Here is a 23,946-nt window from a genome sequence, read left to right on the forward strand (position 1 = left end):
TGGACTTATTTATAAAAAGAAGGGGTATGACTATCTTACCTATTATTATTTTTTTAGTGGCGGTAGTTTGTATATTATGTCTTAGATACGAATTAAACTTTATCATCTATAAATCATATTTATTAATCCAATAATTTCTAATTTTAATAATATTTTGTTTTTTGTAATTACTTATTTTATAATATGAACAAGTCATTTTTCTTGGGGGTTATGAATGAAGAAGTTTAGTATATTTGCAGCATTAATTTTAGTATTACAACTTGTACTACCTGTATCTTTATCAGCATCTGCTGAAGATTCGAGTGAGGTACTTAATTATTTGGCTTTGGGGGATTCCCTTGCAGCAGGTACGAATGAAAAAGGCGAAATTGGCCTTGGTTATGCAGATTATATCGCGCAGAGTTTTAGCATTGGGGAAGAACCTATCAATTATAATAAAGGTTTTGCTTTTCCAGGATATACAACGGTAAATGTACTAAATGATATTGAAAACAATGTAACAAAGCCAATCTATAATTTAGATGGTCAATCAACAAAAACAGCAACGATTCAACAGGCAATCAAAGAAGCTCATTTGATCACATTAAGTGTTGGCGCAAATGACATGTTAAAAAATGTAACACGTACTGAAGCAGGCGGTTTTTCATATGATGCTGCAGGTGTGCTTCAAACTATCCAACAAGTTTCAACAAACTATAAGAAAATTTTCGATAGTATTTATGCATTGAATCCAGAAGTAGATATTATTGTGATGGGCTTGTATAACCCGTTTCTATATTTACAAGATTCAACAGTACAAGAGCAGTTAAATACACTAGTTACAACGATAAACAATTCTATTAAAACAGTAGTAGAAGAAAATGAAGGTATTTTTTCAGATGTGTCATCGTTAATTGCAGAAAACGCAAAAGCATTTTTATCGAATTCAAACAATATTCATCTAAATGAAGCGGGCTATGATGCAGTCGCAGCATTAATGATTGAGGACTATTTTGCAGATATTTTAGGGGATTTAGAAGATGAATTTACGGAAATCGTGATCGAGGAAGCACCGTTTACAGATATTAAAAACCATTGGGGTAAAGACTATATTGATGTAGCTTATTCTTATGGTATTATGAAGGGCAATGAAGATGGTACATTTAAGCCAAATGTTAATGTGACACGTGCGCAAGCAGTATCTGTCATTGTACGAGCATTTGAATTAGAAGCTACGAATGCAGCACCATTTAAAGATATCAGTCAGTATTCACAAGATACTCAAAATGAAATCGCAGCGGCTTATGAGGCTGGTTTAATTCGTGAAAACGATGGCTACTTTAATCCAAAAGGGCAAATTACACGAGCACAACTAGCATTAATGTTAATGCGCTTATCGAATAGTTTTGTAGGTGAAGAGTACATTCCAGAATCAATTGCGCCGTTTAAGGATATTGTCAATTTTGATCGTGAAACGCAAGTAGCGATTACATTTTTATATGATATTGGTGTAGTAGATGGGACGAGTGCAACAACGTTTTCACCAAAAGATAACTTAACACGAGCACAATTAGCGAAGATTTTAGTGTTAGCAATGTCAGAAGAATAATTAAAAACATACTGACCTAATCGTTGAGACACATATTAAATACCCTTTAGGCTGCTTGGTAACCGTATTCTACGGGCGCTGAGTAGCCTAATTTTTTTGTATTCTCTCCTCATAATAATACGTCTTCTCGTCTCTTCATTCGCCAATGAATGATGCTTTACAAGCAGCTGTTCTCAGTCTTTAAATGCGAGCGAAAAGACCCAATGACCGCACTATCCCAACAGTTTCCTCTACGCGACATTTTTGCCCGACAATTCATTTCCTCACTGTAATATAGATACGTTTAGGTTTTGCTCATTTTAAATCATCTGCTTGATAACTGACTCTTGTCATAAAAAAACACCTCCAAAATAATTAGGTTTATACACTTTTATATATTCCCATTTTAGAGGTGTTTCATATTGTCATATTAAATTAGGTTAGTCCAGTTTTTGTTACTAATATTAGTCTGTTACTTTATAAAGAAAAATCTTTCGAAACATAAGCACTGTGCGAATAGTGTTTACAGTTCGTAAAACCCTGAAATTTGGAAGGAAATAGCTTTCATAAATTATGCCCAGACAGTTACCTTAAATGACTACAGTAAGTAGGTGTGAGGTATTGTCAGTTGTCAATGATACTAGGTGTTGTTATTGGATGATGCCTCTACGCAAAGCTTCGGCTACACCTTGTACTCGATTTAACACCTCGAGTTTTCGAATGGCGGATTGTACGTAATCCTGAACAGTAAATTCGCTAATACCAAGAGATACAGCCATTATTTTCGTACTTTCACCCCAAGACATTCTTTGCAATACGTCAATTTCCCGTTTACTAATTTTTTTGGAGTAGCCAGGGTAGTCATCTTCTCCAAATATTTGCCCTAAATGTTGTCCATACATAGCAAGAGATTCCAGAAGGTTATCCTTAACCGTAAAAGAATCCGTACTTCCCATGCAGGCATAGCCAACTACGTGGGAGCTATAGCTAATGGGAACTACTATAAGTTCAGTCGTCACGCCATTGGTGAATTTTCCCGGTATTTGGTGAATTGATTGAGAATCGATATGCTTAGGCGTTCTTTCCTTTATCGCAGAATAGATAGGAGGCATATTTCGAACATCATCTCTCCACTCTTGTAAGGATGATACCCCCTGTTGATCGATACATAATATCCCTTCGCCGACTTTGCTTAATGTCGAATAGAAATAGAGACTTACACGTGAAAAGTTAAAAATATCCATAAAACCGCGGACGGCAAGTATTTGTTTTTCATAATGAGAAGAAATGGATGAAATAGATTGGATTTGTTTTTTTATAGCTGTTTCAAGCATAAATTTCCCCCTTTAAAACAGGATTCTATATTCACATTATATCAAAAAATTACGAGATTTCAAATTTGCGAAAAACTAAAAGAAACCCTGCGAAATAACAAATTTATAGTTTATTGAAGATAAAAATTGAACTTTCTACAGAAAATCCCCTTAATTTTAGGGGATTTTTTAATGCGAAAATTAAAACTATTATAGTACTTGTAAGCGATTACACACGAAATATTAATTTTATGGACAAAGGTCATTGTTAATGTAATGACTCTTAATTTATAGAAAGCAGGTGCAGACAATGAGTAATTCATTTGCAGAATTTCATTTAAGAACAGCGATAACTAGTGGAGCTGGAGCGAGAAGTTTATTACCACAAATGATTACGGGGTTAGGCGGAAAGCGAGCAATTTTAATTACGGATAAGGGAATTGTTCAAGCAGGAGTTGCTGCCCAAGTTATCGATTTATTTAAAAATTCACAGGAAACAGTAGAACTTGTTGGTGTATTTGATGAAATTGAACAAGATGCCAAAGCTGAAAATATTACTAAAGCCGTTCAGGTTGCCAAAGAACTTCAAGCGGATGCGCTAATTGCATTGGGCGGTGGAAGTGTGCTAGATGCAGTAAAAGGCATTAAATGGATGTTATATAAAGGCTATGAAAATACAGAGGAAGTGTTTCATACGAGTATTAGAGAATTTCCTCCAGAAGCTCAGCCAATGGATATTCCACATGTAGCAATTCCTACGACAGCAGGAACGGGTGCAGAAGTGTCGCCAATGGCTGTTATTTATAATGAAAAACTAGGTGTAAAAGTAGTGGTAAGGACTCCTTATCTGAATGCAGACATAGCAATTTTGGATCCTGAACTAACAGTAGGACTACCTCCGAAAATTACAGCATTTACAGGAATGGATGCCTTGACACATGCAATAGAAGGTTACTTTTCATCAACAGCTACACCATTTACTGATTCTTATGCGTTGTATTCTGCCAAGTTGATTGCAGAAAATTTACCAATAGTTGTTAAGGAGGGCTCTAACGTAGAAGCTAGAGGCAATATGTTAATGGCGAGTGCAATGGCAATAACGGCATTTGGTTTCGGCAATAATGGAGTGCCTGTGCATAATATGGCACATGTATTCGGTGCCAAGTTTAGAATTCCACATGGTCTAGCAAACGCGGTACTGCTTCCAAATGTGATGGCGGCTTTGCCTGAATTATATTTACCAAAAATCAAGCATTTTGCTGAGACGTTGGGAATTGAAACATCGTCATCTGATCCACAAGAATGTTTGACAAAGGTAATTCAATTCATTCGTGATCTGCGTCAACAAGTCAGTTTATCAGATACATTTTCTGAATTTAATCTAGATTCTACTATTCTTGATTACATCGTGGAGGAAGTGCAAAGTGATTCGGCATCGGGTAAATTCCTCATTCCAGCGGATATTATTATGAAAGTGACGAAAGAAGTTGCGGGATTTATACAAGTAAAGTGAACCTATAACCTATTCGAAGGAGGTATAAATTCAATCATGCTAGATACTCAAGCAAAGAATTTTCTACAAATGATGGAGGGTAAAAAACCAACTTCTTCTATGACACCTGAAGAAAACCGTAATAATGGGGCAGCACTACAAAAACTGGCGGGACTAGCAGAGTCAGTAGCAAAAGTAGAAGAGCATTCGGTTCCTGTGAAAGATGGAAAAATCAAGGTGAGGATTTATACCCCTGAAGGTGAAGGAGATTTCCCTATATTTATTTATCTTCATGGAGGCGGATGGGTTTTAGGGGATCTTGATACAGTCGATATACCGTGTCGTAGCATTGCAAATCAAGCGGAGTGTATAGTCGTGTCGGTTGATTATCGTAGAGCTCCTGAATACAAGTTTCCAGTTCCTCTTGAAGATTGTTATGAAGCGGCATTATGGGTAGCTAAAAATGCAGGTGAATGGCAAGGAGATTCGACGAAAATTTCTATAGGTGGGGACAGTGCGGGTGGAAACTTAGCAACATGTGTCGCATTGAAGGCAAGAGATGAGCAAGGGCCAACTTTCGTGTCCCAAATTTTGATCTATCCAGTAACGGATCTCTCTTTTAGCACAAATTCGTACAAGGAAAATGGAGAGGGGTATTTCCTTACGCAGGATAGTATGGAATGGTTTGCGCGACATTATATCAACACAGAAGAAGACAAGTTGAACCCTTATGTCGCACCTCTACTAACGGAAGATCTTAGTAATCTCCCACCAGCTGTAGTTATTACAGCTGGGTATGACCCACTTTGTGATGAAGGATTGGCCTATGCGAATCGATTGCAGGAGGCGGGAATTCAGGTGGAATACACTTGCTACGAAGGAATGATTCACGGATTTTTCTGGATGGCGGGAATTATGGACAAAGGTAAGCAGGCTATTGAGCAAGTATCCCGCCATTTACAAGAGTCCTTTACGAGTAAATAAAATTACGATAAATGAAATTATGAATTTAGGGAGGAATAAAAATGACAAAAAAAGAACAAATCATTAATTTAGATGCAGTTGTTATCGGAGCAGGTTTCTCAGGAATGTATATGCTATATCGCTTACGTGAAGCTGGATTTTCTGTCCGTGCTTTCGAAGCGGCAGCAGGTGTTGGAGGCGTATGGTACGCGAACCGCTATCCTGGCGCACGCTGTGACTCGGAAAGTATCATTTATAACTATACGTTTTCTGATGAGCTTCTACAGGAATGGACATGGACTACTCGATTCCCAGCTCAAGAAGAAATTTTAAGATACCTTAATTTCGCAGCAGATAAGCTAGATCTACGCCGTGATATTCAGTTCAATACACGCGTTACATCTGCTCATTATAACGAAATTAGTAAAAAGTGGGATGTTAAATTAGATGATGGTACGAACATTACTGCCACATATTTCATCACTGGAGTAGGCTGCCTATCTGCATCAAATATTCCTAACTTTAAAGGATTAAATAGCTTTGAAGGGGAGGCATATCACACAGGTCGCTGGCCACATGAGAAAGTAGATTTCAGTAATAAACGTGTTGGTTTGATTGGTACGGGTTCAAGCGGTGTTCAATCGATTCCAGTTATTGCTGAAGAAGCAGGTTATCTGAATGTTTTCCAAAGAACGCCAGCGTATAGTACTCCTGCGAGAAACTATGTATATGACGAAGAATTTATTCGTAAAACAAAAGAAAATTATGAAGAGATTAAACAACAAATTCGTTGGTCTTCGATGGGTTATCTTCATACGACGGTTAATAATCGATCAGCATTAGATGATACACCCGAAGAGCGCGAGCAACAATACCAAAAGATTTGGGAGAGAGGCGGTTTAGGGTTTAGTCAAACGTATAGCGACCTAATGGTAAACGAAGAAGCGAATGAAACAGCTAGTGAATTTATTCGCGCTAAAATCGATAGCGTTGTTAAAGACCCTGAGGTAGCAAAAAAATTAAAACCAAGCTATTTCTACTCTGCAAAACGACCTGTTATTGACACGAATTATTATGAGACATTTAACCGTGATAACGTTACTTTAGTAGATGTAAAGGCGACGCCAATTGTTGAAATTACACCTAAAGGAATTAAAACTTCAGAAGGTGAATATGAGTTGGATGTTATTGTTTTCGCGACAGGCTATGACGCGATGACAGGACCATTATTTAAAATTGATATTCGTGGAAAAGACGGTGTGTCACTTAAAGATAAATGGGCTGATGGCACACAAACGAGAACTTACCTTGGTATTGCCAATGCTGGTTTCCCAAACATGTTTATGATCACGGGTCCAGAAAGTCCTTCAGTATTATCAAATGTGCCTGTATCAATTGAACAGCATGTTGAGTGGATTGGTGATTGTATCGAATATTTACGTGAAAATAAATTGGATACAATTGAGGCCAATGGAGAAGCGGAAGAAGCATGGAGTAAAAATTGTTTAGAAATCGCTCAATCTAGCCTTCTTACAAAGGTTGAGTCTTGGTATACGGGTGCAAATATTGAAGACAAGCCACGTGGATTCCCTATTTATACTGGTGGCGTTGGGAACTACCGCAAAATCTGTGATGAAGTTACAGCTAAAGGTTATGAAGGGTTTACATTAACACCTGCACGCTCTAAAGAGACTATTTCTTAAAAGACTGTACGTAAGACCAAATAATTTTTATTATTCCGGAAAATCCAACGATACTTCGTTTGGATTTTCCGCTAGATATAAAACCGTAAAAGGAGCGTTGAATATGTATATCAATGGAGAATGGTTAAAAACAGATAAAGTATTTGAAGTAAATAATCCGGCTACAGGCGAAACAGTGGATACAGTTTACTTTGTCGGCGAAGAAGAGACAAATGCTGCTATTCAAGCTGCAAAGGATGCATTTCCGGAGTGGTCAGCGCTACCAGCAGAACAGCGAGGTTCATATTTAACGAAAATTGCAGTGAAATTAGGCGAAAAAAAGGAAGAAATGGCTCAAATTATTACGATGGAAATGGGGAAAACAATTCATCATGCGCGACAAGAAGTAGGTTCAACGATTGCCTTCTTCCAATGGTATGCCGAAGAAGCACGCAGAATTTACGGAGATGTTATTCCTCCATCAATTCCTAACAAGCGTATTCAAGCGATTCGTCAACCTATTGGTGTAGTGGCAGCTATTACTCCTTGGAATTTCCCACTATCTATGGCGGCTAGAAAATTAGGACCAGCTTTAGCGACAGGATGTACAGTGATTTTAAGACCATCAAGAGAAGCTCCGTTATCTTCTGTTGCATTGTTTAAAATTATTGATGAAGTCGGGTTACCTAAAGGTGTAGCGAATCTCGTTATTGGACAATCAGGCCCTATTGTTAACACGATTATGAACAGTAATGTCGTAAAAAAAGTTTCCTTTACCGGTTCAACAGAAGTTGGAAAAATTCTTATCGAACAATCTGCAAAAACTGTGAAACGAGTGTCAATGGAATTAGGTGGGCATGCACCATTTATCGTTTTTGATGATGCTGATATCGATTTAGCAGTGAGCGGCTTAATAGTAAGTAAATTTGGCTCTAATGGACAACAATGTATTTGTCCAAACCGAATTTATGTACAAGAAAATATATATGAAGAATTTGCCGAGAAGCTGAAAGAAAAAGTTCAGGCAATCAAAGTAGGAAATGGACTGGATGAACAAAATGGAATGGGCCCATTAATTTATGGAGAGGCAATCGACAAAGTACAAGAGCAGGTAGATGATGCTGTTCTTTTAGGAGCTTGTGTCTTGAATGGTGGGAAGAGGTTGACAGGAGATGCCTACGCGAATGGTCATTTCTATCCTCCAACTGTATTAGCAGATGTTACGGATGAGATGTTAATTACGAGAGAAGAAACATTTGGACCTGTTATTCCATTAATTAAGTTCAAGAGCGAAGAAGAAGTGATTGAAAGAGCAAATGCTATTGAATATGGACTTGCCTCTTATTTCTATACAAAAGATCTTTCGCGCAAATACCGTGTTTCTGAACAATTGGAATACGGCATGGTCGGAGTGAATGACGCCATTCCATTTGCAGTACAAGTACCATTTGGTGGTGTGAAAGAGAGCGGTATGGGTCGTGAAGGTGGTAAATATGGAATGGATGATTATTTAGACATAAAAATGATTTCGGTACAAATTTAACTTCTTGTAGCAGTTGGTTCATCTAGTAAGGAAGGATGTAGTTTAATCCTTCCTTCTTTGTACCTTCAATATTTAAAAGAAGAAATAGCAATATCCATATTTAAGGGGGGAATATCTATGCGTTGGATTGTTTTAACCATTCTATTTTTTGGCTTTTTAATTAATTTTGCAGACAAGAGTGTTGTGGGGCTTGCTGTAGGTCCCTTAATGGAAGAATTGAATTTGAGTTATGCACAATGGGGACTTATTGGTAGTAGTTTTTTCTGGATATTCCCTGTAGCTGCAGTTTTCATCGGATTTATTACTGATAAAGTTTCACCAAAAAAGATCATTGCTTTTATGCTTTTATCATGGTCACTTCTCCAATTTGGGGGCTATATAATCGGTGGTTTTGCAACACTTCTTTTGTACCGTATTTTCCTTGGGTTTGCTGAAGGTGGTTATGCTCCAGCATCCTTGAGACAATTATTTTCTTATTTCCCCCTGGCTATGCGGGCGCGAGTAACGACTATATTCACTCTTGGTTCAACAGTAGGGGCTTATGCAGTTGCGCCGCTAGTTGTACTTTTGCTTCAATTAGTAGGTTGGAGACACTCGTTTGCAATCATGGGGTTATTTAGTTTGGTTCTGTTAGTTATTTGGGTTGTCGTAATTCCAAGTAAAACGCCAGAGCTTGATGAACTGGAAGTGAAGAATGATTCTGCTCCGAAAAGGAAAGTTCCTTGGTCCGAATTGTTCTCAGTTTTGCGCTCGCGAACTAGTATATTTACGCTATTTATGACTTTCGGATTCTTTTGTCTATCGAGTTGGATGCAGATTTGGATGCCTTTATACTTTTTAGAAGTGACAAAAATATCGCAAATGGAAATGGCATATGCCACATTGACAGTCGGATTAACTTCTATGATTGTATCGCTATCGATGGCCACAATTTCTGATCGTGTATTTAAAAAAACACAAAGCTTACGTGAGGGACGTGTGAAGGTAACAGGAATGGGCATGCTTATTGCCGGTTTAGTATTTGGATCACTCTATTTTACGAACTCAGTCGTATGGGCTATCTTAGGAATTACATTGGCCTATGGATTTAGTTTCCTAATACTTTCTACATCTCATATCATTATTGGTAGTCAGCTTCCTGAACGTACATCAACACTTTCTGGAGTGATTGTTGCTTTTTCGAATGTTGCAGCAGCTTTATGCGCAATGGCCGTTGGATTTATTATACAAAGTGTCGGCGTTGAGAACTCAATTCATGGGTTTAAATATTCATTTCTAATGATTTCTGCGATTATGGTAATCGTTGCAATACTATTTATGAGCTTTGTATATCCAGAAGGAAAAAAACAAAAGGCTGAATTGGTTAATATAGAAAAAGCAACGTCAAGTTCTTAATATAGTATGGATTTGATAAAAGTAGAAGTCAATGAGGAGGAAGAAAAAATGGATTTTGAAGGAAAAGTTGTATTAATCACAGGGGCAGCAGGAGGAATTGGTAAAGAAACGGCTCGTTTATTTGCCGAACAAGGAGCGAAACTGTCATTAGTCGATATGGATGCCCAAGCATTAGAATCGCTTGTCAATGAATTAGACCTAAAGGATTATTTGCTACAAACTGCTGATGTGACAAGTGAAGAACAAGTGCAGAATTTCGTTTTGCAAACGAAGGAGAAGTACGGAAAAATTGATGTATTCTTTAATAATGCGGGAATAGAAGGAAAGATTGCTTCTATAGTAGAAACGACAGAGGAGAATTTAGATAAGGTTTTAAGCGTTAATATTAAAGGTGTCTTCTTTGGTTTAAAGCATGTGATGGCTACTATGATGAAGCAAAAATTTGGAAGTATCATTAATACTTCATCTATTACGGGGTTAAAAGGTTCTCTAGGTTTAGCTCCTTACTCGGCTTCTAAACATGCCGTGCTTGGTTTGACTAAAACAGCTGCCCTAGAATCAGCGGGAATGGGTATTCGAGTAAACGCAATTTGCCCTGGGTATGTCGAAACTCGAATGATGCAATCCATTGAGCAAGGTAGAGGACCAGAGTATGCGAATCAAATGAGAGAAAGAGCATTATCGAAAGTACCTATGAATCGATATGCGCAATCACATGAAATTGCGGAATTGGTATTATTTTTAGCCTCAGATAAAGCTACTTTTATTACAGGTAGTCACTATCTTATTGATGGAGGGAATCTAGCTTAACACGAGCACAATTAGCGAAGATTTTAGTGTTAGCAATGTCAGAAGAATAAAAAATGAGCGGTAAGTGGACGGGGATCCATTTACCGCTCGTTTTATATCATTGCAAAAACGGGGATTTTTGCAAGGGGACACAACAATAGTATTACCTTAATTTTTCCACTTTAAGCCTTCAAAGAAACGATAAATTTCTTCAAAAACTAATTCACGCTCTTTACCTAATGTTAAAATATGACCAGAGTTAATGAAAGTTTTGACAGACTTGATGCGAGATTTAACTGAACTATAAATTAAGTCAGCACTTTCGCAGTAATATTCATCGTCTTCAAGTCCACGTAAAATGTGAACAGGTGTTTGAATGACATTTAATTTTTCGCTTGTTTCGTTAATCATGCTTTGCAAATAATTTAACGAAGGCATTTTCATTAACTCAGCAATTTTTGTACGGCTATCGATAGCTTCGTCGTACGTACCAGATAATTTTTTATAGTTAATTGCATAATCGACGATCCGATTTTGTAAGCTATCTGTAGATTTTGACGTAGCAGGAGCAGACATCGTAACAATCGCTTGTGTTGGACGTTCTTCACCAAGTTTTAATGAGAAAATACCACCAAGAGAAACACCGGCTACAGCAATTTCATCGTAGCCACGATTTTTTAACTCATCGTAGCCTTCAATTACACTATTCCACCATTCAATTGGGTTTGATTGAATTAATAGATCAGGACCAGCACCATGGCCTTTATATAAAGGGGCATGCACCGTATAGTTACGATCAGCTAAATATTTTCCTAAACGTTTTACATCATTTGTATTACCGGTAAAACCGTGTAATAAAAGAACAGCCCGATTTCCCGCTTCAATTGTAAAAGGTTTCGGCGCGATGAGTTTCATTGTCTTTCGGCTCCTTCGTGAAGTGAATTATGTCTATTTTGTGATTTTTTTAAAAAAACTATTGAAAAATAAAATAAATTTTGATATGAAAACTATTTGCTAACGATTATTATATAGCTAATAAACCATAAGTACAATTTATTATTCTTATTATATTGATTCAAAAAAGTTATTGATGATGTGAGGTATAAAAAATGGAGATTGAACAGCTTCAATATTTCAAAACCGTTGCTACAATGGAACATATGACGCGAGCTGCTGAAGTTTTAGCCATTTCCCAACCGGCGTTAAGTAAGTCTATTGCGAGCATCGAGCAACAGCTAGGTGTTCCGTTATTTAATCGTGAAGGCCGCTCAATATATTTAAACCGTTTTGGTGAGCTTTTTTTACAAAGTGTAGAAATTATTTTAGAAGAATATGAACGTATTCGAGAGGAATTTGAGGATATTATAAAGCCAGGATCGGGTGAAGTATCATTTGGTTTTATTCATACTTTAGGCATGGAAATTGTGCCAGAGCTCATTGCAGCAACGACAAAGCAATTTCCGAACATGCAATTTTCTTTAACACAGGCAACCTCTCTCAATTTATTGAAGCGTTTGGAGGAAGGGGCGATTGATTTATGCCTTTCACAAAAAATTGAATCAAAAGTTATTGATATTGAAACAGAGGAACTATTCGTTGAAGAGCTGTTTGTGATTGTCCCAACAACTCATCCATTATCAATGCGTACAGAAGTGAAAATAGAAGATATTCAAAACGAAACATTCATTGCCATTAAAAAAGGAAACTCACTGCGTCAATTAGTTGATGAATTATTTTTAGATGCAGGGATCGAATTGAAAACCGCTTTTGCGGCAGAGGAAATGCACACTGTAGCTGGCTTTGTTGGCGCGGGTATGGGCATTTCACTTATTCCCAATATTAAGGGGCTAGATCATTACAAAGTGAAGCGACTTAAATTAGATCCACCTTGTTATCGTTCTGTAGGTGTTTCATGGGCAAAAAATCGTTATTTACCACCAGCAGCTACGGAGTTCAAGCAATATTTAGTCGATTATTTTAAGCATAGAGATGGGTGATGTTATGCAAACAGAGCAGCAATTTAATGAGTGGCTTTATCAACAGAATTTGGATAAAGAGTATTGGCTAGAGCACTATGAACTGTCGAAAGAAGGTGCCTTACAATCTATTGTTGCTATTGCGTTATTATACAAAGCGCACAAACATTTTGAACATGCAAGCTTATGGTTACAAAAAGCTGTGGCACTTGGCCATGTTGAGGCGATGTATGAGCTAGGTAATGTTTATTTTGAAATGGAAGAAGAAGAACATGCATTTATGATGTATGCACGGGCAGCACAGCTAGGGCATCCAGATGCGATGAACAATTTAGCTGATATGTATTTAAACGGTGAAGGAACAGTGATCAATGAACAAATGGCTTTACAGTGGTTTGTAAAGGCAGCTGAAAATGGTGTTGTAGAAGCGATGTTTACACTGGGGATGATGTATGAGCAAGGTATAGGGTCAGGGATAGATGAACAAACGGCGATTCATTATTATGTATTATCGGCTAATGGTGGTGATGTAGAAGGTTTGTACCGGATGGGGATGATCTATTTCGAAGGTGAGCTTGGGCAGCAACCAAATTTACCGCGAGCGATTCAATATTTTGAACAAGCAGCCGAGCAGCTTCATATCGATGCGTTATTCAACCTAGGTTATATATATGAGCTTGAATGGGGCATGGGCACTAAAGCAATTCATTATTATAAACAGGCCAGTTTTGCTGGGGACTTAGGGGCGACAAAAAAATTAGTCGATTTTTTCGAACGTACGAATGATGAACAACTTCACAAATGGCAGCAAAAATTAACGCAGCTCCAACATGAAAGAAAGTGAAATTATATCAATATATTCATAAATGAAACCGTTTCCGTTAAACAGAATAAAAGTGAAGAATTTTAGGTTTAATATGGAAAAAATCTAGGAACTATATAAGTGAAAGAAAGTAGTCTGGGAGGGAAATTTTTATGTTTATGTTTTCAATTCAACACGCCAATTCTAATCAAGATGAGAGTACTATTCGAAGTTTAAATCAAGTGTTAGCTGAGCAACGAGAAAATTTAACAACATTATGTACAATTGTGGAATACTTAAAAGGATATGGCCAAACAGGATTAGAAAGTAAAGATGTCATTAAGTACAACCAAAAAATTCAAATTATGAATGATAAACAAATGAATCGTTACAATAAAATTGATGAATTAATTAATACAAATATTTTTCAGATAAAAAAGGGTAAGACGACAGATAACACGGCAATCGTTTATGGGAAAGAGGTCCGCAAGATTGAATCAGGCATCCGTACGTTAAAATTATTTGTAAGTGATGCAATTAATATGTTAGATCCAGAACAACATTTAAATAATCGAAGTGAAGAACGTATTCAATATTTTGAAAAACGTTCTGCTGCTATTGAGGCAGAAATGATTACATTAGCAAAAATTCTTTAATAGTTTGATGAGAGGCTTGTCACATGTTTTGTGATGGGCTTTTTATTTTTAGTATTTTAAATGATACACATTTACATATTTTAACATGCGTTAGCATATATCCTTCTATTAGTGGGTGATGAATCCCAAATATGAACTTAATTCAGTGAGGCTTTCGATTTAAAATTTTGAAAGAACTCCTTGTAATACTTTTATTATAATAATCGGAAATAACTAGTCTTGTGTTAAATTTCTAGTGCGAAAGCATAGATTGCTAGATAAAAGAAGAGTTAGTATTTTAAAGGTTCTAACGCTTAATTATAATAGAATGATTGTATAGAGAAAAATTTTATAGGATTTAGTTAATGACATAAAAGCATTCTAGATGAATGCGTAAAGGTGTTAAGTCTTATTTTGAATTAATGTTCCTAAAAATAAATACCCCTATGTTACAAAAAGAAAAAGGCGAGGTCACGGATGTTTTTTTATAAAAAAAATTACGAAGTACAAGCAGTGGATTTGAGGAAAGTAACTGTAAAGTTAGAGGTTAAAGGGAATACAGATGTAAAAAAGCAATTACAAATGTTAAATTTAACTGAAGAGGATTTAAAATATCTAAAAGTATTTAAACCGCATGTGGATGAAAATATCGATCAAATTGTGGATACGTTTTACACAAATTTAGGACTGGAACAGAGTTTGGTAGATATTATTAATGACTATAGCTCAGTTAACCGCTTGAAAGTAACGTTACAGCGTCATATATGTGAAATGTTTAGTGGTGTCATCGACTTGGAATATTTGGAGAAACGAAAAAAAATTGCACGCGTCCATGTTCATATTGGTCTAAAAACGAAATGGTACATCGGTGCGTTCCAAAGTATACTCACTGATTTTATTCGTTTAGTACAACTGAATATCAAGCATGAGAGCCAATGCTATCATACGATTACAGCTATTTCAAAAATGTTAAACTTTGAGCAACAAGTTGTTCTTGAGGAATATGAGTTTGTTATTGAAGCGATGAAGGAAAAATTAGAGCAAGAGAAACGTCAAGTTAGCAATGCTATCATAGGGTCATCAGCTAACTTGGCAGCTATTTCAGAACAAACAAATGCTTCTTTTCAAATGTTGACTGAACAATCAGAAGTGATGGTTGCTTATGTGAAAAAAGCCATCGATTATTCAGAAAAGACAACGGAGCAAGCGCATCAAGGGAAAGTTCAAATCCAACAGCAAGCGGTAAGTATGAATGCGATTCAACATTCAGTGGCGATGATTTCGGAGGAAATGGACAAGCTAACGGAAATTTCAAAAGAAATGGAATCCACAATGGGCATCGTTACAAACATAGCAAACCAAACTAATTTACTTGCATTAAATGCGGCCATTGAAGCGGCGCGTGCTGGAGAAGCGGGTAAAGGCTTTGGTGTAGTATCTGGAGAGGTGCGTAAGCTTTCAGAGCAAACAAAAGAATCGGCAATTAATGTAGAAGCATTATTACAAAATACAAATATTCGTACAACTAAGCTTCAAAAGTCTCTGGAGGAAATTAAATTAGCGGTAATTGTTGGTGAAGAAAGTATGCACAATACAGAAATACAATTTAATGCAATTGTGGAATCAATGGATGCGACAAAAACGCAAAATAATTTAGTAGAACACGAAGTAAAACAAATTGGCGATGTTATTTTAGAACTAGGTAGTGCCTTTGATGAAGTAACTTACGCAGCGGATGCGTTAGCAAATGTTTCGCAATCATTAGAAAAATAAAAATTAGCGCATGTTAAAGCAACTCTTTAGCATGCGTTTTTTCTGATTGATTTATATACAAATTTGTAATATCCGTCAGTCCAATTTTTCGCTAAAAGAGCTTATACTGAAATAAGAACAAGAGCGCGAATTAATAGGAGAGAATGAAAATGAAAACAGTAGTAGTGGTAGGTGGCGGAATCACAGGATTAACGACGTTGCATTATTTGAAAAAACAGCTTGCTGATAAAAATGCAAGAGCGCGTTTAGTATTAGTTGAAAAAAATCCGTATTTAGGTGGGAAAATACATTCGGAGCACGAAGGTGGCTTCATTATGGAAACGGGTGCTGATTCCATTGTGGCACGTCATCCGGGAGTATTAGAGCTTGTACAGGAACTAGAATTTGAACAGGAGCTTGTGTACAACGAAACAGGAATTTCATACATTCATACGAATAACGAGCTACACGCGATTCCAGCCGGTTCGACATTTGGCATTCCCATGAGTGTGGAGTCATTAATGGCAAGCACGCTCATTTCAGAAGAAGGAAAGCAACGGTCGCTTGAGGATTTACAGTTGCCGAACACAAATTTCACAAAAGAAAGCTCAATAGGTGAATTTTTAGAATACTTTTTAGGTAAAGAAATAGTGCACAATCAAATTGCCCCAGTGTTAGCCGGTGTTTATTCGGGAGATTTATATCAACTTAGCTTGAATTCAACATTGCCATACTTAGTCGATTACAAAAACAAATATGGTTCGATTATTAAAGGTTTTGAAGCGAATAAAGAGCAATTTGACAAAGCTGCAAATAAAAAATTTATTTCTTTTAAATCAGGTTTATCGGCGATAATTGATCGTTTAGAACAAACGCTGACAAAAGTAGAATTCAAGAAAAATACAGCCATTCAAGCAATCCATAAGCGCGGGGAACAATATGATGTAGTGCTAGATAACGAAACAATTTTAGCTGATTTCGTTGTTCTAGCGACACCGAATGAAACGGTTCGAGCTGTTTTACAAGACGCTGTGATTAACCAACAACTTGAAAAATTCACGAATGCTTCTGCACTAACGATGTATGTAGGCTTTGATGTTGCAGATAGTGTACTCCCGACAGATGGTACGGGTTTTATCGTTTCGCATCATTCCGATTTAATATGTAATGCCTCAACATGGACAAGTCGTAAATGGAAGCACACATCGGCACAAGGAAATTTACTTGTTCGTCTCTTTTATAAGAACATTAACCCGCGCTACGAAGAATTAGCGGTGATGACTGATGAAGAGCTGACACAAGTTGCGCTAGAGGACATTAAGCTAAGTCTTGGTATTGAAGCTGAGCCGACAGTTGTGAATGTGACAAAATGGATCGACAAAATGCCACGTTATGATTTAGCGCATAACGAAGCACTCAGTGTTGTTGTGAAAGAATTAGCACTTCGTTATCCAAATGTGTTACTAGCAGGATGCTCGTATTTTGGTGTGGGCATTGGCGCATGTATCCAAAACGGTAAAAAAACAGCCGAACAAATTAGTTCGCAGATTGTATAAATAATCACATCCTGTTAAAAAGTGATTAATATCCCGGTTCTTTACAAAGAAAACGTTTGCAAAGTAGGAAGTTTTACTTTATTTGCATAAAGGGTTGACGTTCGTGTGTGATAACGGTATGATTCACTTAATTATCTGAAAAATTCATAAAATTCTTATCAAGAGAAGTAGAGGGAACTGGCCCGATGAAGCTTCAGCAACCAACGAAAGTCAGGTGCTAAATCCAGTTGGCAAATGCCAGAAGATGAGAAGGGAACTAAGTTCGTCATGATTGAAGCCTTCTTTTTTATTTAAAAAAGAAGGCTTTTTTGTATCACTAAAATACTGAAAATACTGTGAATAATGGAGTGAAAGCAATGGGTTTACTTGAAGATTTAAAAATAAAGGTGCTAACAGCAGACGGTGCGATTGGCACATTATTATATTCATATGGATTAGATTACTGTCATGAAGAAATGAATATTGCACGTCCTGAAATTATCGAAAAAATTCATAGTGAATACATAGCGGCTGGCGCAGACATTATTCAAACAAATACTTATGGTGCCAATGCTATTAAACTAGCGCGTTACGGCTATGAGGGGCGTGTTAAAGAATTTAATGAAGCTGCACTAGCAATTGCCAAGCGCGCGGCAGCACCGGGTGGACAGTATGTGCTCGCAACAATTGGTGGAATTCGTGGGATTCGTAAAAGCGATGCTACCTTGGAAGAAATTTTAGTAACGTTTAAAGAACAGGCTGAGGTGCTATTAGCTGGTGAACCAGACGGCTTTTTACTAGAAACGTATTATGACTTTGAAGAATTATCGCTTTGTGTACATGCACTGCGTGAGCTAACAGACCTTCCGATTATTGCGCAAGTAACAATGCAAGAAGCGGGCGTATTGCAAAATGGTATGTCATTCAATGAGGCGCTACATGATTTAGAAAGATTTGGTGCAGATATTGTTGGAAGCAACTGTCGTCTTGGTCCATTCCATACAATTCAAGCATTTGAGCAAGTAAGTCTACCAAAGAATGCTTATTTGTCCGCTTATCCGAATGCTTCACTTTTAGATGTAGAAGATGGGCGTGTTGTCTATGAATCGGAAACGGATTATTTTGCGCGTGCCGCTGAAGAATTAGTGAATCAAGGTGTCCGTTTAATCGGCGGTTGCTGTGGAACAACACCAAAGCATATTGCGGCTGCGAAAAAGCGTTTAGCGAATCTAAGTCCGATTGAAGAAAAGGCGGAGACAAAGGGGCGTACAGAATTTGTCCGTGTAGCAGAGCCTCGCAAGCATGAGCCACTACATGAAAAAGCAAAGCGAGAGCGTTCAGTAATTGTAGAGTTAGACACGCCACGTCATTTAGAAATTGAATGCTTTGTTGAAGGTGCAAAAAAGCTATCGGAGGCAGGCGCAGATGTTGTGATGATGGCCGATAATTCGCTCGCATCACCACGAATTAGTAATATTGCAATGGCAGCGATTTTAAAGGAACACGGTGTTCGTTCTTTACCACATTTAACATGTCGTGACCGTAACTTAATTGGTCTCCAGTCACATTTAATGGGACTCGATGCGTTAGAGTTACATGACATTTTAGTTGTAACAGGTGATCCAACAAAGGTAGGGGACTTCCCAGGGGCAACAAGCGTGTACGATGTGTCGTCAATGGAGCTCATTTCACTAATTAAGCAACTAAATGAAGGTGGATCATTTACCGGGAAATCTTTACGAAAACAAGCGAATTTTTCTGTAGCAGCGGCATTTAATCCAAATGTCCGTGTGTTAGATCGTGCAGTTCAGCGCTTAGAGAAAAAAATTGAGCATGGTGCAGATTATTTCATTTCGCAGCCGGTCTATACGAAAGAAAAAATTATCGAAATCTCTGAGGCAACAAAGCATTTAGAAACACCAATTTATATTGGGATTATGCCCCTGACATCATCCCGGAGTGCAGAATTTTTACATCATGAAGTGCCTGGAATTAAGCTATCAGAAGAAGTATTAGCACGGATGGCGGCATGTGGTGATGATAAAGAAGCAGCATCAAAAGAGGGTTTAGCAATCGCAAAAGAATTATTAGATACAGCGTGTCAGTATTTCAATGGGATTTATTTAATAACACCGTTTTTACGTTATGATATGACGTTGGAGTTAATGGAGTATGTAAAACAGTATGACGCGAAACATAAAGGAGAAAAATCACATGTCTAAACATCCAATTCATGAGCAATTACAAAAAAGAATATTAATCATCGATGGTGCCATGGGGACGATGCTACAGGCTGAAAACTTAACATATGAAGATTTCGGTGGCGAGGAATTAGATGGTTGTAACGAAAACTTAGTCATCACACGCCCAGATGTATTAAAAAAGGTGCACCGTGCTTATTTAGAAGCTGGGGCAGATATTATTTGTACGAATACATTTGGTGGTACACCCCTTGTACTAAATGAATATGATTTAGGACACAAAGCCGTTGAAATTAATACACACGCCGTGGAACTTGCATTAGAGGCAGCGCGTGAATTTTCGACACCGGAATGGCCGCGTTTTGTTGCAGGTGCAATCGGACCAACAACAAAAACGCTGTCAGTAACAGGCGGTATTACATTTGATGAATTGGAAGAAAACTTCTATGTACAAGCAAAAACATTAATTGAAGCAGGTTCAGATTTATTACTACTTGAAACATCACAAGATATGTTAAACGTAAAGGCTGGAACAATTGCCATTCATCGTGCGTTTACCGAATTAGGGAAAGAGCTTCCGGTTATGATTTCGGGAACAATTGAGCCGATGGGAACAACATTGGCCGGTCAATCCATTGAAGCATTTTATATTTCAATTGAACATATTAAGCCGTTATCGGTAGGCTTAAACTGTGCGACAGGTCCAGAATTTATGACGGATCATATTCGTTCATTAGCAGAGCTTTCAAATGGCTATATTAGCTGTTATCCGAATGCTGGACTTCCTGATGAAGAAGGCTGCTACCACGAAACACCAGATTCTTTATCGAAAAAGCTACAAGGCTTTGCGGAAAAAGGTTGGTTAAATATTGTAGGGGGCTGCTGTGGGACAACACCAGCACATATTGCCGCAATTCGAGATGCGGTAGCGAATTATGCACCACGTAAGCCACAAGAGTCGCCACATGGTCATGTCGTTTCAGGCATTGAGCCACTGCAATACGAAGAGTCGATGCGTCCATTATTTATCGGCGAACGCTCAAATGTAATTGGTTCACGTAAATTTAAAAACTTAATTATTGATGGTAAATTTGAAGAAGCGGCTGAAATTGCCCGTGCACAAGTGAAAAATGGTGCGCATGTTATTGATATTTGTTTAGCCAACCCAGACCGCGATGAAGTAGAGGATATGAAAAACTTCATGCAAGAAGTTGTGAAAAAAGTAAAAGTGCCGCTCGTAATTGACTCAACGGACGAGAAAGTAATGGAAGAGGCACTGAAGTTTTCACAGGGGAAAGCAATTATTAACTCCATAAACTTAGAAGACGGAGAAGAACGCTTTGATGCGGTTATGCCGCTTGTAAAAAAATATGGCGCAGCGCTTGTTGTTGGAACAATCGATGAAATTGGGATGGCGGTTACACGCGAGAAAAAACTTGAAGTTGCACAGCGTTCCTATAAATTGTTAACGGAAAAATGGGGCATGTCACCAGAGGATATTATTTTCGATCCACTGATGTTCCCAGTAGGTACAGGGGATGAGCAGTATATAGGTGCGGCAGAAGAAACAATCGAAGGCATTCGTCTTATTAAAGAAAATTTACCGGGCTGTTTAACGGTCCTTGGTGTAAGTAATGTATCATTCGGTTTACCACCAGTTGGCCGTGAAGTGTTAAATGCAGTGTATTTGTATCACTGTACACAAGCAGGTTTAGATTATGCGATTGTTAATACAGAAAAATTAGAGCGTTATGCATCCATTCCAGAAGAGGAAATTAAATTAGCAAACGATTTAATTTTCAATACAAATGATGAAACATTAGCAGTATTTACCGACTTTTATCGTGATAAAAAGAAAGACGCGGTCGTGAAAGAATTACCGGCAACGGTTGAAGAACGTCTCGCATACTACATTTTAGAAGGTACAAAAGAAGGGCTGATTGAAGATTTAGATGCTGCACGTCAAACATTTGATTCACCTCTTGATATTATTAACGGTCCCCTAATGGCAGGAATGGCCGAAGTTGGACGGTTGTTTAATGCCAACCAATTAATCGTTGCGGAAGTACTCCAAAGTGCAGGCGTAATGAAAGCAGCTGTAGCTCACTTAGAACAGTTTATGGAAAAAGGTGACACGAGCGCGAGTAAAGGGACAATGGTATTAGCAACGGTAAAAGGTGATGTGCATGACATCGGCAAAAACTTAGTTGATATTATTTTAAGTAACAATGGTTACCGTGTTGTGGACTTAGGAATTAAAGTGACACCAGCGCAATTGATTGAGGCAATTCGTAAAGAAAAGCCAGACTTTGTTGGGTTATCAGGCTTACTAGTGAAATCGGCACAGCAAATGGTGATTACCGCACAAGATTTTAAAGAAGCAGGGATTGATGTTCCGATTTTAGTAGGTGGCGCTGCATTATCGCGTCGTTTTACTGAAACTAAAATTGCTGAGCAATATGATGGACCGGTGATTTATTCAAAAGATGCTATGCAGGGGCTGGAGCAGGCCAATCGTTTAATGAACGAAAATGAACGACAAGAGTTAATTTCGGAAATAAAAGCAGCGCGTGAACAGCGAATAGGGGCGGATGCGAAACGCGCGGCACGTCCAGCGGTAGCGGTTGCCGAAAAGCCAGTTCGTACGGTAGGAGATGCGCCAGTATTTACACCAAAAGATTTAGTTCCACATATTAAACGTAATTATTCAGTCGCACACTTACAGCCTTATGTGAATTTGCGTACATTAATTGGGCATCATTTAGGCTTAAAAGGGAATTTAGAGCAGCTAATGGCGGAACAAGATGACCGCGCAATCCTGTTAAATGATTTAGTGCAAGGCTATTTAAATAGTGGTGCATTAAAGGCTTCGGGCATGTATCAATTTTACCCAGCGCAATCAGATGGGGATGATGTAGTTATCTACAGCCCAGAGGATGCGAAAACAGAAATTCAACGTTTCACATTCCCACGTCAGCAAACTGCTCCATTTTTATGCTTAGCTGATTATTTAAAACCAGTTACTAGCGGAGAAATGGATTATATTGCGCTAATGGTTGTTACAGCGGGGAAAGATGTAAGTAGTAAAGCGAATGAATTAAAAGAAGCAGGTCGATTTTTAGAAAGTCATGCTTTGCAAGCGACAGCGTTAGAGCTTGCAGAAGGATTTGCCGAACGAATTCATCAAGAAATCCGCGACCAGTGGGGCTTCCCTGATGCAACGGACTTCTCGATGCGCGACCGTTTTGCAGCGAAATACCAAGGGCAACGCTTTAGTTTCGGCTACCCAGCATGTCCAAATTTAGAAGACCAAGAAAAATTATTTACTGTCCTTAAACCAGAGCAAATTGGTGTTCAATTAACTGAAGGTTTTATGATGGAACCAGAAGCAAGTGTATCGGCGATTGTGTTTGCACATCCAGATGCGCGTTACTTTAACGTATAAATTATTAACGGGTGTTCAAATGCCCGCTGAAAGAAGTTAAGCCCGTGCGGATGTCATGAATTCGGTAAGGAGTTCTTTGTGTGTGCGAAAAGCCGAATCCAGATGCAATTACACCGGGCTTAATTGATTAACGAGCCGTCCTAATTTGAATAGGACGGTTTTCTAAATTTAAGGGGGGTTACCAATGATTCGACAAGCGACAAAAGAGGATATACCAACAATTTTAGAAATTTTTAATGATAATATTTTACATTCAACAGCAATTTATATGTATAAAGAACAAACACTTGAGCAACGAATGCAGTGGTTTGAGCAAAAGCAACAAAACGGAGAACCGCTTATGGTGTTTGATATTGATGGAGAAGTAGCGGGTTATGCGACGTATGGTAGCTTTCGAGCGTATCCAGCGTATCATTATACAGTGGAACATTCCGTATATGTACACAAAGGTCATTACAAAAAAGGCATCGCGACAAAATTAATGCATGGACTAATAGATTACGCAACGAAGCATGAAGTAAAAACGATGGTTGCAGGGATTGATAAAGAAAACGAAGCAAGTATTGTCATTCATGAAAAACTAGGCTTTACGTATAGTGGAACAATCCGCAATGCGGGCTATAAATTTAATCGTTGGTTAGACTTAGTATTTTATCAACTTGATTTACATGGACCAGAAAACCCTCAAGAAAATTAAAGTAATTATAGCTAACTATTACGGCTTCTCTTTCGAATCACAATTTGTGGAAGGATGCTTGAACTAGGCTATCAAATCCTTGTGATTATGCGCATTTAGTGGAATTGCAAAAAAGTTATATAAACAATCTATCTTACAAAATGCCGCGAAATGCTGTTT

The 23,946-nt window shown here is 37.9% G+C and carries 17 protein-coding genes and 1 riboswitch; of the genes, 15 read left to right on the top strand and 2 right to left on the bottom strand.

Going from position 1 to position 23,946, the window contains the following annotated elements:
- Positions 1 to 214: 214 nt before the first annotated feature.
- Entirely contained in the window at positions 215 to 1,588 is a 1,374-nt protein-coding gene (locus LZ480_RS19030; protein WP_241371120.1) for an S-layer homology domain-containing protein, read from the top strand.
- A gap of 629 nt (positions 1,589 to 2,217) precedes the next feature.
- On the opposite strand, the gene LZ480_RS19035 is transcribed toward LZ480_RS19030, so the two are convergent.
- Entirely contained in the window at positions 2,218 to 2,901 is a 684-nt protein-coding gene (locus LZ480_RS19035) for a response regulator transcription factor (protein WP_241371121.1), read from the bottom strand.
- Positions 2,902 to 3,190: 289 nt separating this feature from the next.
- Between LZ480_RS19035 and LZ480_RS19040 the strand changes: the two genes are divergently transcribed.
- The 6 genes from LZ480_RS19040 to LZ480_RS19065 all read left to right on the top strand — a co-directional run bounded on the left by LZ480_RS19040 (position 3,191) and on the right by LZ480_RS19065 (position 10,765).
- Positions 3,191 to 4,393, top strand: coding sequence for an iron-containing alcohol dehydrogenase (locus LZ480_RS19040; protein WP_241371122.1), 1,203 nt, complete (start codon positions 3,191 to 3,193; stop codon positions 4,391 to 4,393).
- 36 nt (positions 4,394 to 4,429) lie between these two features.
- Positions 4,430 to 5,356 carry an alpha/beta hydrolase gene (locus LZ480_RS19045; protein ID WP_241371123.1) on the top strand — a complete coding sequence of 309 codons (927 nt, stop codon included), beginning with the start codon at positions 4,430 to 4,432 and terminating at the stop codon, positions 5,354 to 5,356.
- 41 nt (positions 5,357 to 5,397) lie between these two features.
- The gene (locus LZ480_RS19050) at positions 5,398 to 7,038 is read left to right on the top strand and encodes a flavin-containing monooxygenase (RefSeq protein WP_241371124.1); all 1,641 of its coding nucleotides are present in this window, start codon (positions 5,398 to 5,400) and stop codon (positions 7,036 to 7,038) included.
- A 103-nt stretch (positions 7,039 to 7,141) separates the two neighbouring features.
- Positions 7,142 to 8,560 carry an NAD-dependent succinate-semialdehyde dehydrogenase gene (locus LZ480_RS19055; protein WP_241371125.1) on the top strand — a complete coding sequence of 473 codons (1,419 nt, stop codon included), beginning with the start codon at positions 7,142 to 7,144 and terminating at the stop codon, positions 8,558 to 8,560.
- 117 nt (positions 8,561 to 8,677) lie between these two features.
- A complete protein-coding gene (locus LZ480_RS19060; RefSeq protein ID WP_241371126.1) occupies positions 8,678 to 9,955 on the top strand; it encodes an MFS transporter in 1,278 nt (425 codons plus the stop codon).
- 48 nt (positions 9,956 to 10,003) lie between these two features.
- The gene (locus tag LZ480_RS19065; protein ID WP_241371127.1) at positions 10,004 to 10,765 is read left to right on the top strand and encodes an SDR family NAD(P)-dependent oxidoreductase; all 762 of its coding nucleotides are present in this window, start codon (positions 10,004 to 10,006) and stop codon (positions 10,763 to 10,765) included.
- Between the two features lie 147 nt (positions 10,766 to 10,912).
- Here LZ480_RS19065 and LZ480_RS19070 read toward each other — a convergent pair whose 3' ends face one another.
- Positions 10,913 to 11,659: an alpha/beta hydrolase gene (locus LZ480_RS19070; protein WP_241371128.1), complete on the bottom strand. Its 747-nt coding sequence runs from the start codon at positions 11,657 to 11,659 to the stop codon at positions 10,913 to 10,915.
- Positions 11,660 to 11,853: 194 nt separating this feature from the next.
- Here LZ480_RS19070 and LZ480_RS19075 point away from each other — a divergent pair, with 194 nt between their 5' ends.
- From LZ480_RS19075 to LZ480_RS19110, 8 genes are all read left to right on the top strand, one after another.
- The gene (locus LZ480_RS19075; protein WP_241371129.1) at positions 11,854 to 12,741 is read left to right on the top strand and encodes a LysR family transcriptional regulator; all 888 of its coding nucleotides are present in this window, start codon (positions 11,854 to 11,856) and stop codon (positions 12,739 to 12,741) included.
- A 4-nt stretch (positions 12,742 to 12,745) separates the two neighbouring features.
- The gene (locus LZ480_RS19080) at positions 12,746 to 13,564 is read left to right on the top strand and encodes a tetratricopeptide repeat protein (RefSeq protein WP_241371130.1); all 819 of its coding nucleotides are present in this window, start codon (positions 12,746 to 12,748) and stop codon (positions 13,562 to 13,564) included.
- Positions 13,565 to 13,695: 131 nt separating this feature from the next.
- The gene (locus tag LZ480_RS19085) at positions 13,696 to 14,178 is read left to right on the top strand and encodes a chemotaxis protein (protein ID WP_241371131.1); all 483 of its coding nucleotides are present in this window, start codon (positions 13,696 to 13,698) and stop codon (positions 14,176 to 14,178) included.
- A 456-nt stretch (positions 14,179 to 14,634) separates the two neighbouring features.
- The gene (locus LZ480_RS19090) at positions 14,635 to 15,930 is read left to right on the top strand and encodes a globin-coupled sensor protein (RefSeq protein ID WP_241371132.1); all 1,296 of its coding nucleotides are present in this window, start codon (positions 14,635 to 14,637) and stop codon (positions 15,928 to 15,930) included.
- Positions 15,931 to 16,079: 149 nt separating this feature from the next.
- The gene (gene hemG, locus LZ480_RS19095) at positions 16,080 to 17,465 is read left to right on the top strand and encodes a protoporphyrinogen oxidase (protein WP_241371133.1); all 1,386 of its coding nucleotides are present in this window, start codon (positions 16,080 to 16,082) and stop codon (positions 17,463 to 17,465) included.
- Between the two features lie 152 nt (positions 17,466 to 17,617).
- Positions 17,618 to 17,716, top strand: a riboswitch (SAM riboswitch).
- Positions 17,717 to 17,821: 105 nt separating this feature from the next.
- Positions 17,822 to 19,666, top strand: a complete 1,845-nt coding sequence (locus LZ480_RS19100) for a bifunctional homocysteine S-methyltransferase/methylenetetrahydrofolate reductase (RefSeq protein ID WP_241371134.1) — start codon at positions 17,822 to 17,824, stop codon at positions 19,664 to 19,666.
- Positions 19,659 to 23,090, top strand: a complete 3,432-nt coding sequence (gene metH / locus LZ480_RS19105; RefSeq protein WP_241371135.1) for a methionine synthase — start codon at positions 19,659 to 19,661, stop codon at positions 23,088 to 23,090. Before LZ480_RS19100 ends, metH begins: the two co-directional genes overlap by 8 nt.
- A gap of 184 nt (positions 23,091 to 23,274) precedes the next feature.
- A complete protein-coding gene (locus LZ480_RS19110) occupies positions 23,275 to 23,787 on the top strand; it encodes a GNAT family N-acetyltransferase (protein WP_241371136.1) in 513 nt (170 codons plus the stop codon).
- Positions 23,788 to 23,946 lie beyond the last annotated feature (159 nt).

Source organism: Solibacillus palustris (assembly GCF_022549215.1).
In the GTDB taxonomy this organism is placed as follows: Bacteria; Bacillota; Bacilli; order Bacillales_A; family Planococcaceae; genus Solibacillus; species Solibacillus daqui.

What these genes read in the sequence shown, in the direction of transcription:
- LZ480_RS19030 (WP_241371120.1), top strand. Translation starts at nt 215, where the DNA reads ATGAAGAAGTTTAGTATATTTGCAGCATTAATTTTAGTATTACAACTT.
- LZ480_RS19035 (WP_241371121.1), bottom strand. Translation starts at nt 2,901, where the DNA reads ATGCTTGAAACAGCTATAAAAAAACAAATCCAATCTATTTCATCCATT.
- LZ480_RS19040 (WP_241371122.1), top strand. Translation starts at nt 3,191, where the DNA reads ATGAGTAATTCATTTGCAGAATTTCATTTAAGAACAGCGATAACTAGT.
- LZ480_RS19045 (WP_241371123.1), top strand. Translation starts at nt 4,430, where the DNA reads ATGCTAGATACTCAAGCAAAGAATTTTCTACAAATGATGGAGGGTAAA.
- LZ480_RS19050 (WP_241371124.1), top strand. Translation starts at nt 5,398, where the DNA reads ATGACAAAAAAAGAACAAATCATTAATTTAGATGCAGTTGTTATCGGA.
- LZ480_RS19055 (WP_241371125.1), top strand. Translation starts at nt 7,142, where the DNA reads ATGTATATCAATGGAGAATGGTTAAAAACAGATAAAGTATTTGAAGTA.
- LZ480_RS19060 (WP_241371126.1), top strand. Translation starts at nt 8,678, where the DNA reads ATGCGTTGGATTGTTTTAACCATTCTATTTTTTGGCTTTTTAATTAAT.
- LZ480_RS19065 (WP_241371127.1), top strand. Translation starts at nt 10,004, where the DNA reads ATGGATTTTGAAGGAAAAGTTGTATTAATCACAGGGGCAGCAGGAGGA.
- LZ480_RS19070 (WP_241371128.1), bottom strand. Translation starts at nt 11,659, where the DNA reads ATGAAACTCATCGCGCCGAAACCTTTTACAATTGAAGCGGGAAATCGG.
- LZ480_RS19075 (WP_241371129.1), top strand. Translation starts at nt 11,854, where the DNA reads ATGGAGATTGAACAGCTTCAATATTTCAAAACCGTTGCTACAATGGAA.
- LZ480_RS19080 (WP_241371130.1), top strand. Translation starts at nt 12,746, where the DNA reads ATGCAAACAGAGCAGCAATTTAATGAGTGGCTTTATCAACAGAATTTG.
- LZ480_RS19085 (WP_241371131.1), top strand. Translation starts at nt 13,696, where the DNA reads ATGTTTATGTTTTCAATTCAACACGCCAATTCTAATCAAGATGAGAGT.
- LZ480_RS19090 (WP_241371132.1), top strand. Translation starts at nt 14,635, where the DNA reads ATGTTTTTTTATAAAAAAAATTACGAAGTACAAGCAGTGGATTTGAGG.
- hemG (WP_241371133.1), top strand. Translation starts at nt 16,080, where the DNA reads ATGAAAACAGTAGTAGTGGTAGGTGGCGGAATCACAGGATTAACGACG.
- LZ480_RS19100 (WP_241371134.1), top strand. Translation starts at nt 17,822, where the DNA reads ATGGGTTTACTTGAAGATTTAAAAATAAAGGTGCTAACAGCAGACGGT.
- metH (WP_241371135.1), top strand. Translation starts at nt 19,659, where the DNA reads ATGTCTAAACATCCAATTCATGAGCAATTACAAAAAAGAATATTAATC.
- LZ480_RS19110 (WP_241371136.1), top strand. Translation starts at nt 23,275, where the DNA reads ATGATTCGACAAGCGACAAAAGAGGATATACCAACAATTTTAGAAATT.